Origin of the sequence: Nocardioides sp., assembly GCF_004803405.1 — a bacterium.
In the GTDB taxonomy this organism is placed as follows: Bacteria; Actinomycetota; Actinomycetes; order Propionibacteriales; family Nocardioidaceae; genus Nocardioides; species Nocardioides vastitatis.
The window spans coordinates 3,332-17,174 of the sequence record NZ_SSXI01000020.1; the positions used below are offsets into that span (position 1 = coordinate 3,332).

Sequence of the window (13,843 nt, forward strand, 5' to 3'; positions counted from 1 at the left end):
GCCTCTAGCTGGTCAGCTTCTCCAGCGCGGCCAGCTCCACGCACACCGCGACGCCGGCCATCGCCAGCTCGACCTCCTCGAGTGCGGGGAAGCTCGGCGCGAGGCGGATGTTGCGGTCGTTGGGGTCCTTGCTGTGCGGGAACGCCGCGCCGGCCGGGGTCAGCGCGATGCCGGCCTCCTTGGCGAGGGTCACCACGCGGGACGCCGTACCGTCCATGACGTCGAGGTTGACGAAGTAGCCCCCCGTCGGTGCGACCCACTCGGCGATGCCCAGGCCACCGAGGCGGGCGGACAGCGCCGCGTCGACCGCTTCGAACTTCGGGGCGAGCAGGTCGCGGTGCTTGCGCATGTGCGTCCGCACCCCGTCCGCGGTGCCGAAGAACTCGACGTGGCGCAGGTGGTTGACCTTGTCGGGGCCGATCGAGGCGAGGCTCAGTCGCTCGAGGTACCAGGCCTTGTTGTCCGTCGACGCGGCGAGCGCGGCGACACCCGCGCCAGCGAAGGTGATCTTCGAGGTCGAGGCGAACATGATCGGCCGGTTGGGGTGTCCGGACGCGACGGCGAGCCCGAGCGCGTCGGCGCTCTTCGTCTCGCGCTCGGTCAGGTGGTGCACGGCGTAGGCGTTGTCCCAGAGGATCCGGAAGTCCGGGGCCGCCGTGGGCATCGCCATCAGCTCGGCCGCGACCTCGGCGGAGCAGACCGCGCCGGTCGGGTTCGAGTACGTCGGCACGATCCACATGCCCTTGACCGTCGGGTCGTCGGCGACGAGCGCACGTACGGCGACCGGGTCCGGGCCGTCGGGCGTCATCGGCACCGTCAGCATCTCGATGCCGAACTCCGCCAGCATCGTGAAGTGACGGTCGTAGCCCGGTACCGGGCACACGAACTTCACGACCGGCTCCTGCGACCACGGGCGCGGCGAGTCCGGGCCGCCCTTGAGCAGGAGCGCGGTGAGCACCTGGTGCATCATCGTCAGGCTGGAGTTGCCCCCGCAGACGACGTTGGTCACGTCGACGCCTAGCAGGTCGGCGAAGATGGCGCGCATCTCGGTCAGGCCCTCGAGCCCGCCGTAGTTGCGCACGTCTACACCGGCGCTGTCCTTGTGTCCGGTCGGCAGGCGGAGCAGTCCCTCGGACAGGTCCAGCTGGTCGGGCCCCGGCTTGCCGCGGGTGAGATCGAGCACGAGGCCGCGCGCCTGCAGCGCCTTGTAGTCGGCCCGCGCGTCGTCCAGGCGGGAGGCGAGGTCGTCGGCGGACAGGGAGGACAGCGGTGTCGCGGCGGTGGTCACGGGGTCATCGTCTCAGCACCGGCGATTTGGACGCGACCCGGTATCGCCGTAATCTTCTCGCTGAAACCTCAAGACCGCCGGTTGTCCGGGCTGCCTCAGCCCTGACCGAAGGTTCCGCGAAAGTGGACGGCCTGCGCAGGGAATCAGAGCATGGGCTGCGGTTGCAGCCGCACGAGGATCGCATCCTCGTGGAACACGCCCTGAGCGCCTGCGCTCAGGGCGTTCGTCTTTCTCCGGGCCGGTGCGGTGGTCGGAAATCCGGAAGGAGACCCATGGCGCGGGCAGACAAGCAGGCCGCCGTCGCGGAGATCGCTGAGTCCTTCAGCGAGTCCGCTGGTGCTGTGCTGACCGAGTACCGCGGTCTCACCGTCAAGGAGCTGCAGGACCTTCGCCGCTCCCTCGGTGCGAACGCCAACTACGCCGTGGTCAAGAACACGCTGGCCAAGCTCGCCGCCAAGGAGGCGGGCATCGACGGCTTCGAGGACCTGCTCACCGGCCCGACTGCGATCGCCTTCATCAAGGGCGACGTCGTCGAGGCGGCGAAGGGTCTGCGTGACTTTGCCAAGGCCAACCCCACCCTTGTCATCAAGGGTGGCGTTCTGGACGGCAACCTCCTCGACCCGGCCGAGATCGGCAAGCTTGCCGACCTCGAGTCGCGCGAGGTGCTCCTGGGCAAGCTGGCGGGCGCGATGCTCGCCTCGCTGAGCCAGGCCGTCTACCTCCTCAACGCCCCGCTCGCCCAGGCTGCCCGGCTCGCCGGCGCCCTGGAGGCGAAGGCGCAGGAGGACCCCTCGATCCTCGCAGGTGGAGCCGGCACGCCGGCACATGACACTGCCGCCGAGGAGGCCCCGGCCAACGCTGATGGGGCCGAGGCCCCCGCTGACGAGGCACCCGCCGAGGAGGCGGCTCCTGAGGAGCCTGCCGCCGCGGCCGCTTCTGACGAGGGCGACACCGCCGAGGCCTGAAGGCTCCGGCGTCACCACCACCTGAAACCCCGGTCCGGGTCGCATGAAGGCGACCGGACCACCCGAGAAAGGAACCGCCATCATGGCGAAGCTCACCACCGACGAGCTGCTTGACGCGTTCAAGGAGATGACCCTCATCGAGCTCTCCGAGTTCGTGAAGCAGTTCGAGGAGACCTTCGGCGTCACCGCTGCCGCTCCCGTTGCCGTTGCCGCTGCTCCCGCCGCCGGCGGCGCCGCGGGCGGTGCCGAGGAGGCTGCTGCCCAGGACGAGTTCGACGTGATCCTCGAGGCCGCTGGCGACAAGAAGATCAACGTCATCAAGGAGGTCCGCGCGCTCACCTCCCTCGGCCTGAAGGAGGCGAAGGACCTCGTCGAGGGCGCCCCGAAGCCGATCCTCGAGAAGGTCGCGAAGGACGCTGCGGAGAAGGCCAAGGAGGCCCTCGAGGGCGCCGGCGCCACCGTCACCCTCAAGTGACCTCGTGGGTCCGTCCCTCGTGACGGACCCACTGCACCGGGTCGGCAGGGCATCGCCCTGCCGGCCCGGTGCGCTTTTCTCACAGAGTGTGGACACCCCGAGCGCGCTCTTGCTACTCGTGAGTATCCTCTGTGTCTCGGAAGCCGGGTGCGGGTGACGCATGACACGGTTCCGGCGTAACGTCCGTCACGCGGCAGCGTTGATCCAACAGCAGCCGCACACGCGGGACGCGACGTCGTGGATCAGACGTGTGCGCTCGCGACGAAGCGGCCAGCAGGGCTGCAGGTGAGCCAGCGGAATTCGAGGGAGAGGTCACGATGGGCGTCGACGTTGAGGTGACGAACCTGACCAAGTCATTCGGCAAGCAACTCATCTGGAAGGGCGTCACGCTGACGCTTCCCGCCGGTGAGGTGTCGGTGATGCTCGGCCCGTCGGGTACCGGCAAGTCGGTCTTCCTGAAGGCGCTGATCGGTCTGGTCAAGCCTGACGAGGGCTCCATCGTGATCGAGGGCACCGACATCGCCTCCTGCTCCGAGAAGGAGCTCTACGAGATCCGCAAGCTGTTCGGCGTGCTGTTCCAGGACGGCGCGATGTTCGGCTCGATGAACCTCTACGACAACGTCGCCTTCCCGCTGCGCGAGCACACGAAGAAGAGCGAGTCGGAGATCCGTGACATCGTCATGGAGAAGATGGACCTGGTCGGTCTTCTGGGTGCCGAGATGAAGCTTCCCGGCGAGATCTCCGGGGGTATGCGCAAGCGCGCGGGCCTCGCTCGCGCTCTGGTGCTGGACCCGGAGATCCTGCTGATCGACGAGCCGGACTCCGGTCTCGACCCGGTCCGCACCTCCTTCATCAACCAGCTCTTCATCGACCTGAACGCGCAGATCGACGCCACCTTCCTGATCGTGACCCACGACGTCAACAGCGTCCGGGTGGTTCCCGACAACATCGGCCTGCTCTACCACAAGCACCTCGCCATGTACGGTCCGCGGGAGATGCTCCTGTCGTCCGACGAGCCGGTGGTGCGCCAGTTCCTGAACGCGCAGACGGTGGGGCCGATCGGCATGTCCGAGGAGAAGGACGCCGACCAGCTCGCTGCGGAGAAGGGCATGGACCTGCCGCCGCTGCCGCCGATCCCGCTCCAGCTGGAGCCGTCCAACGGCATCCCGCGTCGCAGCCAGCGCCCGCCGGGCGAGTGGTGTCGTCAAAACGGCGTGACGCCGCCGCCGGGCTCTTTCCAGCCCTTCGGCGCCACGGCGATGGGCTGAGAGAGACTGTCGATGTCGTCTACGACGGCCCGCGTCCTTGCGCCAGTTGGGACGGCGGGCAAGCTCTTCGCGTTCGGCCTTGATGTCGGCCGGAGCCTGTTCCGCCGGCCCTTCCAGATGCGCGAGTTCATCCAGCAGGCCTGGTTCATCGCGTCGGTCACGATCATCCCGACCGCGCTGGTCGCGATCCCCTTCGGTGCGGTCATCGCGCTGCAGGTCGGAGGCCTGATCAAGCAGTTCGGCGCGCAGTCCTTCACCGGCTCCGCGTCGGTGCTGGCGGTCGTCCAGCAGGCCGGCCCGATCGCGACGGCGCTCCTGATCGCGGGGGCCGGCGGCTCCGCCATCGCCGCCGACCTCGGCGCGCGCAAGATCCGTGAAGAGCTCGACGCGATGATGGTGCTCGGCATCGACCCGATCCAGCGCCTCGTGGTCCCGCGCGTGCTCGCCTGCATGCTCGTCGCCGTCTTCCTCAACGGCATGGTCAGCGTCGTCGGCGTCGCTGGCGGCTACGTCTTCAACGTCATCCTGCAGGACGGGACGCCCGGCGCGTACCTCGCCAGCTTCACCGCCTTGGCTCAACTGCCCGACCTGTGGATCGGGATGGTCAAGGCGCTGGTGTTCGGACTGATCGCCGCTATCGTCGCCGCCTACAAGGGGATGAACGCAGCAGGCGGACCGAAGGGCGTGGGGGATGCGGTGAACGAGTCCGTGGTCATCACCTTCCTGCTCCTCTTCGTCGTCAACTTCGTCCTGAGCACGATCTACCTCCAGATCGTCCCGCCGAAGACAGGGTGAGGCGGACATGGCGAACACGAAGACGGTCTACGAGCGACCACTCAAGGGCCTCGACAACCTCGGCGACGAGCTGTCGTTCTACATCAAGGTGCTGCTGGCGTTCCCGCGCTCGGTGAGGCGCTACCCGCGCGAGATCCTCCGCATCCTCGCGGAGGTCACGCTCGGGTCCGGTGCGCTGGCGGTCATTGGCGGCACCGTCGGCGTCATCATCGGCATGACGTTCTTCACCGGTGCCCAGGTCGGCCTGTCCGGCTACGCGGCGCTCAACCAGCTCGGCACGGCAGCGTTCTCCGGTTTCGTCTCGGCGTACTTCAACACCCGTGAGATCGCTCCGCTCGTCGCGGGCATCGCGCTCGCGGCGACCGTCGGCTGCGGCTTCACCGCCCAGCTGGGCGCGATGCGGATCTCCGAGGAGATCGACGCCGTCGAGGTGATGGCGATCCCGTCGATGCAGTTCCTGGTCACCACGCGCGTCGTCGGCGGCCTGATCGCGATCATCCCGCTCTACGTCGTGGGACTCCTCTCGTCCTACGTCGCGAGCCGGCTGGTCGTCACCCAGTACTACGGACAGTCCTCGGGCACCTACGACCATTACTTCAACCAGTTCCTGCCACCGGGAGACGTGCTGTGGTCCTTCGGCAAGGTGCTGGTGTTCGCCGTCGTCGTGATCCTGATCCACTGCTACCACGGCTACACCGCCTCGGGCGGTCCTGCGGGCGTCGGCACTGCGGTGGGCAAGGCGGTTCGGACCAGTATCGTGGCGATCAACGTGATCGACCTCTTCCTGTCGATGGCCATCTGGGGTGCCTCGACCACCGTCAGGCTCGCGGGGTGATGCGCTGATGGAGAAGATCCTGTCCGCCCACAAGGCGCTCGGCGTCGTGTTCCTCTGCCTTCTCATCCTCGGCGTGTGGCTGACCTACGCCACCTTCACCAAGAAGTTCGCCGACTACGAGGAGGTGACCCTCGAGACCTCGAGCGTGGGCCTCCAGCTGCCGAGCCGGGCCGACGTGAAGATCCGCGGCGTCATCGTCGGCGAGGTTCTCGAGGCTAAGGCCGGTGACGGCCACGGGGCCGTGATCACCCTCGGGCTCTATCCCGACAAGGCTGACGTGGTCCCGGCCAACGTGACCGGAGCGATCGTGCCCAAGACCCTCTTCGGCGAGAAGTACGTCTCGCTGGAGATCCCCGAGAGCGGCCCGTCCGGCACGCTGAAGGCCGGTGCCGTGATCGACCGCACCGAGGTCAGCACCGAGCTCGAGGAGGTCCTCTCCGACCTCTATCCGCTGCTGCGGACGGTCCGGCCCGCCGATCTCAACATGACCCTCACCGCGATGGCGACCGCGCTCGAAGGCCGGGGCGAGGAGCTGGGCGCGAACCTCGAGACGCTCGACACGTACCTGAAGCGGCTCAACCCCCAGATCCCCGCGCTGCTCGAGGACTTGCGGCTCACCGCGGAGGTCTCCGACGTCTACGCCGACATCCTGCCTGAGGTGGTCCAGATCCTCGACGACACCGTCAAGACCACCGGAACGCTCGAGGAGCGCGAGGTCGCCCTGACCGCGACGCTGCGCGACGTCCGTTCCTTCGCCGACACCGCACGGTCGTTCCTCGACGCCAACGCGGACCGGCTCGAGCGGTTGGGTGTGCTGAGCACCCGGACGCTCCGCCTCCTGGCTCGCTATGCGGTCACCTTCCCCTGTGTGTCGAAGGGGATCGTGAACACCCAGGGCCGACTGGCCCAGACCTTCCGCGGCTTCGAGCTCCACATCGTGCTCGAGACCCTCAAGGACCAGCCGCGTGCCTACACCCCGGAGGACCGTCCCATCTTCGGCGCCGACAACGGCCCCAACTGCGTCGGGCTGCCGAATCCGCCCTACAACCAGGACAACCCGGCACCGGGTCAGCCGCGCCTCAAGGACGGGACGGCCAGCAGCACCGGCAAGGGCAACCACAGGGTCGCGCCCGCCTTCGGCTACTTCGGCACTCCCGACGACGTGTCCGCCCTGCGCGGGATGCTCGCCGAGCGGTACGGCGACGGCGGCTCCGACATGGACGTGCTCCTGACGGGTCCGCTCGTGGCCGAGGGGGGTGCCAGCCGATGATCCGGGGACTCGACAAGCGGACCGCCGGTGACCTGACTCGCCTGGTGATCTTCATGGTGCTCACGGCGCTGGCGACCGGCGTCCTGATCGTGACCATCGGCAACCTGTCCTTCGGGTCCACGAGGAACTACAGCGCCGACTTCGTCGATGCGACCGGCGTGAACAAGGGCGACGACGTCCGGATCGCCGGCGTGAAGGTGGGGTCGGTGGAGAACGTCGAGATCGCGGGCGCGCACCGGGCTCGGGTGACGTTCAAGGTCGACGCCGACACGGTGGTCGACCAGGGCACGCACGCCACCATCCGCTACCGCAACCTGATCGGTCAGCGCTTCATCTCGCTGACCCAGGAGGGCGAGGGTGGCGAGCGGCTGGCGGAGGACGACGTCATCCCGACCGACCGCACCAAGCCGGCCCTGGACCTGACGGTCCTGTTCAACGGGTTCAAGCCGCTGTTCCAGGCCCTCTCGCCCGACGACATCAACAAGCTCTCGTTCGAGATCGTCCAGGTGTTCCAAGGCGAGGGCGGCACCATGGAGAGCCTCCTCTCCAGCACCGCCTCGCTCACCCAGACCCTCGCTGACCGCGACAAGGTGATCGGTGACCTGCTGGTCAACCTCGAATACGTCCTCGACCACGTCGCCGACCGCGACCAGCAGCTCAGCGAGCTCATCGGCAGCTTCCGTCGCCTGATCGGCGGGCTGAACGACGATCGTGAGGCGATCCTCTCCTCGCTCGACTCGATCTCCGCGCTGTCGGTCCACACTGCCGCCCTCGTCAGCGACATCAAGGACCCGTTCGTGAAGGACATCAAGGAGCTGCGCACGGTCGCGGACAACCTGGCCCGCAACCGCAAGGAGATCGACCGTGCCCTGCGGGTGCTTCCGATCAAGCTGACGAAGATCGGGCGTACGGCGACCTACGGCTCCTGGTTCAACTTCTATCTCTGCCACTTCAAGACCACCGTCAAGATGCCGGGCATCGACCCGGAGCCCTTCGTGTACGAGGTGCAGTCCGAGCGGTGCTCGCTGGAGAAGGAGGTGAACAGCCGGTGATGCCGTTCCGCGAGCGCAACCCCGTGGTGGTCGGGGCCATGAGCATCGCCGTCCTCGCCCTGCTGCTCGTCGCTGCCATGCGGGCCCAGGACCTGCCGCTCATCGGCGGCGGCGACAGCTACTACGCCTCCTTCTCCGAGGCCGGTGGCCTCAAGGTGGGGGACGAGGTCAGGATCGCCGGGGTGAGGGTCGGCCAGGTCGACTCGATGGAGCTCGACGGCAACTCGGTCAAGGTCGGCTTCAGGGTCAAGACCGACGCCGAGCTCGGTGAGCAGACCCGTGCCGACATCAGGGTGAAGACGATCCTGGGCTCGATGTTCCTCGCACTGACGCCCGCCGGGTCGGGCGAGCTCGCCGACGAGGCCACCATCCCGGTGGAGCGGACCACCTCGCCCTACGACGTCGTCGAGGCGTTCGAGGGCCTGGCTGAGACCTCAGGGGACATCGACACCGACCAGCTGGCTGCTTCGCTGACCACCCTGGCCGACCTGACCCGCAACACACCCGAGGAGTTCCGGGCGGCGCTCTCCGGTGTGTCGGCACTGTCCGAGGTGGTCGCCTCCAAGGACGCGCAGATCAACTCGCTCCTCAAGAGTCTCGACCGGGTCTCGACCGTGCTGGACGCGCGCGACGAGGACATCCTGGCGCTGATGACCGATGCCGACAGCCTGTTCCAGGCCCTCGTGCTGCGCAAGGCCCAGATCCACAAGCTGTTCGTCTCCTCGACCACGCTGAGCCGCGAGCTCACCGGCCTGATCCGGGAGAGCCGCGCCGACCTCAAGCCCGCCCTCGACCACCTCGACACGGTGCTCCAGGTGATCAAGAGGAACGAGAACAACCTGGAGGACTCCATCAGAGCGATGGCGCCGTTCTACCGGGTCTTCGCCAGCACGCTCGGCAACGGCCCCTGGTTCGACACCTTCATCTACAACATGCCTCCTGTTCCGGGGACGGTGAATCCCGAATGAGCGCACTTCGGCGTTGGCTCCCGATGGGGGTCGCCCTTCTCCTCGTCGCCGCGGGCGTGGTGTGGATGTTCAGCGGCGGCGGCGACACCAAGACCGTGACCGCCTACTTCCCCCGTGCGGTCTCGGTCTACGAGGGCAGCGACGTGCGGGTCCTCGGCGTGGCGGTCGGTCAGGTCGAGCAGGTCGAGCCCGAGGGCACCCAGGTGAAGGTCGTGATGACCTACGACGCCGAGGTGGAGGTCCCCAAGACCGCCCAGGCCGTGCTCATCTCGCCGTCGGTGGTGGGCGACCGCTACATCCAGCTGACTCCGGCCTACGAGTCCGGACCTGTGATGGCCGACAACACGGTGATCAAGGTGGACCGGACCGCGATCCCGCTCGAGCTCGACGAGATCTACTCGAGCATCGACCGGCTCACCGTCGCGCTGGGCCCGGAGGGCGCCAACAAGAACGGCGCGCTCACCGACCTGCTCGAGCAGACCGCGGAGAACTTCGGCGGCGAGGGAGCCGCGTTCCACCAGACCATCAAGGACTTCGGCAGGTTCAGCGAGACCCTCGACAACAACAAGGAAGAGCTCTTCGACTCGACCGCGAAGCTCGAGGGGTTCATCAAGACCCTGGCCGACAACGACCAGACGGTCCGCAGCTTCAATCGGTCGCTGAGCGATGTCTCGACGCTCCTCGCCGACGAGCGGCAGGAGCTGACCACCGCCCTGTCCAGCCTCGGCGTGGCTCTCGACGAGGTCGGCCGCTTCGTCAAGCGCAACCGGGCGGTGCTCGGGCGAAACATCAAGGACGTCAACCGGGTCATGAAGGTGCTCGTCCGCCAGCGGGCCGCCTTCGACGAGCTGCTCGACGCCGGCCCGCTCGCCCTCACGAACCTGTACCACACCTACAACCCCGGGAACGGCACCCTCGACACGAACGCCAACCTCGGCAACCTCGAGCACGAGCTCGAGAACAACCCGGCCGCGGTGCTCTGCGCCTTCGTGTCGGCCAGCGACGAGAACGGTGCGTTGTGCGACGCGATCAAGACCGCCCTCCCGCGCGGAACTCCGTTCGGCACGGGGTCCTGGCACGACGAGGTCTACGACCCGACGCTCAGCGGACTCGTGGAGGTGGACCGATGAGCACGCTGCGCCAGCGACTGCGCTGGATCGTCCTCCTGCTGCTCGGCTCGGTCCTCCTCGCCGGGTGCGACTTCGACGTCTACAAGCTGCCCCTCCCCGGCGGCGCCGACACCGGCGACGACCCGCTCGAGGTGTACGTCGAGTTCGCCGACGTCCTCGATCTCGTGCCGAAGTCGTCGGTCAAGGTCAACGAGGTCACCGTCGGGCAGGTCACCGACGTGGAGCTGCGGGGCTACACGGCTCGCGTGACGATCGAGGTCCGCAGGGACGTCAACCTGCCCGACAACGCGACCGCCTCGATCCGCCAGACCAGCCTCCTCGGCGAGAAGTTCGTCTCGCTGGACTCGCCGCCGTCGCCGACGTCCGGCAAGCTCGGCGACCAGGACACCATCCCGATCAGCCGAACCGGTCGCAATCCCGAGGTCGAGGAGGTGCTGGGGGCGCTCAGCCTGGTCCTCAACGGCGGTGGCGTCGCCCAGATGAAGACCATCGCCGCAGAGCTGAACCTGGCCCTGGAGGGACGCGAGGACGCGGCCAAGTCCGTCTTCACCCAGCTGGACTCGTTGGTCAGTCAGCTCGACGACCGCAAGGCCGACATCGTCAACGCGATCGAGTCCCTCAACCGGCTCGCGATCACCGCGCGCACGCATCAGAAGAGCATCGACCTGGCCCTGGACGAGCTGCCCAGCGCGCTCGACTCGCTGGACCGCCAGCGCGACGACCTGGTGCTGATGCTCGACGGCCTGAGCAAGCTCGGGGACGTCGGCGTCCGGGTCATCAACGCCACGCACGCCTCGACGGTCAGCTCGCTGAAGGCGCTCGACCCGGTCCTGACCCAGATCGCCAACGCGGGTGACGACTTCGCCAATGCGTTCAGCACGTTCCTGACGTTCCCCTTCATCGACGAGACGGTCGGCCGCGACCCGGTCGTGGCCGACAACCTGCACATGGGTGACTACGTCAACCTGTCGGTGGACATGCAGCTCGACGTGGCCGACTTCGCAGCGCCGGACGTCGCGTGCCTCGAGGTCAACGAGCTTCCGGACGGCACGCCGCTGGACCAGCTGGCGAAGCTGAAGAACCTGTGTGCTGGGGCCACCAAGGCGATCCAGCAGTGCAGGGGCAACAACCTGGCGGCCTGCACCAAGCTGCCCGGGTACCTCGCCCAGGAGATCTGCAACGGCACGGCGCTGAAGCAGTTCTGCGCCGGAGGCGGCGCCCGGGCCGGGTCGGGCTCGCAGGACCCGATCGAGAACCTGCTGGGCAGCGCGCTGCAGGGTGGCGGGCTCGGCCGGCCGGCACCCGGCGGCACGAGCGAGTCGGACCGGATGTGGGCCGAGTTCGACCGGACCTACGACGTCGACCTGGTCGACCTCTACGCGGGGCCGATGCTCTACGACGAGAGGGGAGCCGGGAAGTGATCACCCGTCGCACCAAGGTTCAGCTGGTGATCTTCGCGATCATCACGCTCCTGGGCGTCTCCTTCGTGGGTGCCCGCTACGCCAAGCTCGATCGGCTCGTGCTGGACCGGACCTACACGGTGACGGCCCACTATCCGCAGTCGGGCGGCATCTTCACCGGCGCCGAGGTCACCTACCGCGGTGTCGGCATCGGCACGGTGGGCGACCTCGTGCTCACCGAGGAGGGTGTCGACGTCAAGCTGGACATCGAGAACCAGTGGGACAAGATCCCGCGCGACACGATCGCCCTGGTCGGCAACCGCTCCGCCGTGGGAGAGCAGTACGTCGAGCTGCAGCCCCAGACCGACGACGGTCCCTACCTGGTCGACGGGTCCGAGATCGACGACGTCGCGACGCCGATCGCGACCGAGGAGCTGCTGGGCAACATGTCGGCGACCGTGGGAAGCGTCGACCGCGACGCGCTCCGCACCACGGTCACCGAGCTCGGGCTGGCCTTCGCCGGCACCGGTGAGGACCTCCAGAAGATCATCGACACCGGCAACTCCTTCATCAAGACCGCCGAGGACAACTTCGACGTCACCACCGCGCTGATCCGCGACAGCAACACAGTGCTCGAGGGACAGCTCGCCTCGGAGTCGTCGCTGCGCACCTTCGCCGACCAGATGTCGCTGTTCACCTCTGCGATGGCGGGCGCCGATGCCGACCTGCGGAAGCTGATCGACACCGGCTCGTTCGCCGCGACGCAGCTGCGCACGTTCCTCGAGCAGAACGGCGTCGAGCTCAGCGAGCTGTTCGCGAACATGGTCACGACCGGTGAGATCACCGTGCGCCACCTCCCCGCGATCGAGCAGGTCCTGGTCGTCTACCCGTACGCGGTCCTCGGCGCCTTCGTCACGGTCGGGAAGAAGAACAAAGAGGACGGTGGCAGCGGGTTCTGGGACGCCCACTTCGGCATGATCATGCACGAGGGGCCGCTGTGCCACGCGGGCTACTCCACCACACGGCGGAACCCCCAGACGGACCGTGAGGACCTGCCGCTGCCCAACGTGGGCTGCAAGGAGCGGATCGACCAGAGCAACCCGCGCGGCTCGCAGAACCTGCGGCGGGTGTCCCCGTTCCCGGGGGCCGGTGAGCCGGTCATCGTCGGCTATGACATCGAGACGGGCGAGATCGGCTGGGACGTGGCGCAGGCGCCTGAGAGCGCGAGGGGTAACGTGGCGCCGCCGTCGCTGGGAGCCGACTCCTGGAAGTGGCTGTACCTCCAACCGATGCTCGACCACTAGCCTCTATCGAAAGGGCAGCGTGACCGAAGGAACAACGGCACGCGGCACCCTCAGCAGTCCTCGGCGCCAATGGGCCGTACTCGCACTGCTGCTGGGCGTTGTCGTCGCAGGACTCGGCGTCTTCACCTGGGCGCTCGTCGACCGGGGTGCCGGCGACGACCCGATCGACCGTCTGCAGTCGCTGCGTGACCCGGGCCCCGACCCGGGCAAGGAGCGCGAGGAGGTCCTTGGGGCCGGACGCACCTTCGTGGACCGCTTCCTCACGTTCGGGCCCGACATGCTGGACGACAACGGAAAGATGCCGGACTACGCCGCCGTCGGCGAGCTGATGACCTCCAAGTTCCGCACCGTCTTCGACCGGAACGTCGGGTACGCCGAGCAGGTGGTCGCCGAGACGAAGGTCGGCCGCGTCGCCGAGCCGTACGCCGTCGGCGTGGCATCGCTGGACTCCGACTCCGCCGAGCTGCTGGTCGGCGGGATCGTCGAGTTCTCCGCCCCCGCATCCGAGGGCAGCCAGGAGCAGATCGCGTTCGAGCCGTTGCGCTTCCGCTACCAGGTGTCGATGGTCAAGATCGACGGCGAGTGGCTCGTCGACGACCTGGACGACCTGGACGACGCGCTGCCCTCCTTCGCGGAGGCGTCGATCCCCGAGGGGGAGGTCCCCGGCGGTACGCCGTCCGACGCCCCGAGCAGCAACCCGACCGACGAGCCGACGGGGTCGGGCGTCCAGCCCTCGCCCAGCGACTCCGGCACGACGGGGGGAAGCGAGTGAGTCCCAACCTCTATGACCTCCTGGACGTGGACGAGGCGGCTACGCCCGACCAGATCCGGACCGCCTGGAAGTCGGCGATCGCCGACCTCGACCCGACCGACCGCCGGTTCCGAGCGTTCAACGACGCGGCAGGTGTCCTGCTGGACCCCGACAAGCGGGCTGCGTACGACGCCGAGCTGGCCGAGGCGCGCGCGGACGAGGACCGCCACTCCGAGCCGGTGGACGACGAGCCCGAGGACGACCAGCCCGAGGCGGACCAGCCCGACGCGGCACCCGTCCTCGTGCCCGACGCCGACGTGCCCGACGCCGACGTGCCCGACG

The 13,843-nt window shown here is 68.1% G+C and carries 14 protein-coding genes; 13 read left to right on the top strand and 1 reads right to left on the bottom strand.

Features of this window, described 5'->3' with window-relative positions; all coding sequences use genetic code 11:
- Positions 1-4 precede the first annotated feature (4 nt).
- A complete protein-coding gene (locus E7Z54_RS01650; RefSeq protein ID WP_136431135.1) occupies positions 5-1,288 on the bottom strand; it encodes an aminotransferase class I/II-fold pyridoxal phosphate-dependent enzyme in 1,284 nt (427 codons plus the stop codon).
- A 272-nt stretch (positions 1,289-1,560) separates the two neighbouring features.
- On the opposite strand from E7Z54_RS01650, the gene rplJ reads away from it, so the two are divergent.
- The 13 genes from rplJ to E7Z54_RS01715 form a co-directional block, all read left to right on the top strand.
- Positions 1,561-2,253: a 50S ribosomal protein L10 gene (gene rplJ, locus E7Z54_RS01655; protein ID WP_136431137.1), complete on the top strand. Its 693-nt coding sequence runs from the start codon at positions 1,561-1,563 to the stop codon at positions 2,251-2,253.
- 82 nt (positions 2,254-2,335) lie between these two features.
- On the top strand, positions 2,336-2,728 hold the full coding sequence (gene rplL, locus E7Z54_RS01660) for a 50S ribosomal protein L7/L12 (protein WP_136431139.1): 393 nt from the start codon (positions 2,336-2,338) through the stop codon (positions 2,726-2,728).
- Between the two features lie 317 nt (positions 2,729-3,045).
- On the top strand, positions 3,046-3,996 hold the full coding sequence (locus E7Z54_RS01665; protein ID WP_136431141.1) for an ABC transporter ATP-binding protein: 951 nt from the start codon (positions 3,046-3,048) through the stop codon (positions 3,994-3,996).
- Positions 3,997-4,008: 12 nt separating this feature from the next.
- Positions 4,009-4,791, top strand: a complete 783-nt coding sequence (locus E7Z54_RS01670; RefSeq protein ID WP_136431143.1) for an MlaE family ABC transporter permease — start codon at positions 4,009-4,011, stop codon at positions 4,789-4,791.
- A 7-nt stretch (positions 4,792-4,798) separates the two neighbouring features.
- The gene (locus E7Z54_RS01675; RefSeq protein WP_136431145.1) at positions 4,799-5,626 is read left to right on the top strand and encodes an MlaE family ABC transporter permease; all 828 of its coding nucleotides are present in this window, start codon (positions 4,799-4,801) and stop codon (positions 5,624-5,626) included.
- Positions 5,627-5,633: 7 nt separating this feature from the next.
- A complete protein-coding gene (locus tag E7Z54_RS01680) occupies positions 5,634-6,896 on the top strand; it encodes an MCE family protein (RefSeq protein ID WP_136431147.1) in 1,263 nt (420 codons plus the stop codon).
- Positions 6,893-7,948 carry an MCE family protein gene (locus tag E7Z54_RS01685; RefSeq protein ID WP_240769465.1) on the top strand — a complete coding sequence of 352 codons (1,056 nt, stop codon included), beginning with the start codon at positions 6,893-6,895 and terminating at the stop codon, positions 7,946-7,948. The genes E7Z54_RS01680 and E7Z54_RS01685 overlap by 4 nt, the downstream gene beginning before the upstream one ends.
- A complete protein-coding gene (locus tag E7Z54_RS01690) occupies positions 7,948-8,916 on the top strand; it encodes an MCE family protein (protein WP_240769466.1) in 969 nt (322 codons plus the stop codon). Before E7Z54_RS01685 ends, E7Z54_RS01690 begins: the two co-directional genes overlap by 1 nt.
- Positions 8,913-10,046 (top strand): MCE family protein, encoded by a 1,134-nt coding sequence (locus tag E7Z54_RS01695; protein ID WP_136431151.1) that lies wholly within the window; start codon positions 8,913-8,915, stop codon positions 10,044-10,046. Before E7Z54_RS01690 ends, E7Z54_RS01695 begins: the two co-directional genes overlap by 4 nt.
- On the top strand, positions 10,043-11,467 hold the full coding sequence (locus E7Z54_RS01700) for an MCE family protein (RefSeq protein WP_136431153.1): 1,425 nt from the start codon (positions 10,043-10,045) through the stop codon (positions 11,465-11,467). The genes E7Z54_RS01695 and E7Z54_RS01700 overlap by 4 nt, the downstream gene beginning before the upstream one ends.
- Positions 11,464-12,750, top strand: coding sequence for an MlaD family protein (locus tag E7Z54_RS01705; RefSeq protein ID WP_136431155.1), 1,287 nt, complete (start codon positions 11,464-11,466; stop codon positions 12,748-12,750). Before E7Z54_RS01700 ends, E7Z54_RS01705 begins: the two co-directional genes overlap by 4 nt.
- 19 nt (positions 12,751-12,769) lie before the next feature.
- On the top strand, positions 12,770-13,522 hold the full coding sequence (locus tag E7Z54_RS01710; RefSeq protein WP_136431157.1) for a hypothetical protein: 753 nt from the start codon (positions 12,770-12,772) through the stop codon (positions 13,520-13,522).
- The coding region (locus E7Z54_RS01715) for a DnaJ domain-containing protein (RefSeq protein ID WP_168798114.1) at positions 13,519-13,843 on the top strand (325 nt) is incomplete at its 3' end. The genes E7Z54_RS01710 and E7Z54_RS01715, both read left to right, overlap by 4 nt.

Bases quoted from the DNA above. Each gene is read 5' to 3' on its own strand.
- rplJ (WP_136431137.1), top strand. From the start codon at position 1,561: ATGGCGCGGGCAGACAAGCAGGCCGCCGTCGCGGAGATCGCTGAGTCC.
- rplL (WP_136431139.1), top strand. From the start codon at position 2,336: ATGGCGAAGCTCACCACCGACGAGCTGCTTGACGCGTTCAAGGAGATG.
- E7Z54_RS01665 (WP_136431141.1), top strand. From the start codon at position 3,046: ATGGGCGTCGACGTTGAGGTGACGAACCTGACCAAGTCATTCGGCAAG.
- E7Z54_RS01670 (WP_136431143.1), top strand. From the start codon at position 4,009: ATGTCGTCTACGACGGCCCGCGTCCTTGCGCCAGTTGGGACGGCGGGC.
- E7Z54_RS01675 (WP_136431145.1), top strand. From the start codon at position 4,799: ATGGCGAACACGAAGACGGTCTACGAGCGACCACTCAAGGGCCTCGAC.
- E7Z54_RS01680 (WP_136431147.1), top strand. From the start codon at position 5,634: ATGGAGAAGATCCTGTCCGCCCACAAGGCGCTCGGCGTCGTGTTCCTC.
- E7Z54_RS01685 (WP_240769465.1), top strand. From the start codon at position 6,893: ATGATCCGGGGACTCGACAAGCGGACCGCCGGTGACCTGACTCGCCTG.
- E7Z54_RS01690 (WP_240769466.1), top strand. From the start codon at position 7,948: ATGCCGTTCCGCGAGCGCAACCCCGTGGTGGTCGGGGCCATGAGCATC.
- E7Z54_RS01695 (WP_136431151.1), top strand. From the start codon at position 8,913: ATGAGCGCACTTCGGCGTTGGCTCCCGATGGGGGTCGCCCTTCTCCTC.
- E7Z54_RS01700 (WP_136431153.1), top strand. From the start codon at position 10,043: ATGAGCACGCTGCGCCAGCGACTGCGCTGGATCGTCCTCCTGCTGCTC.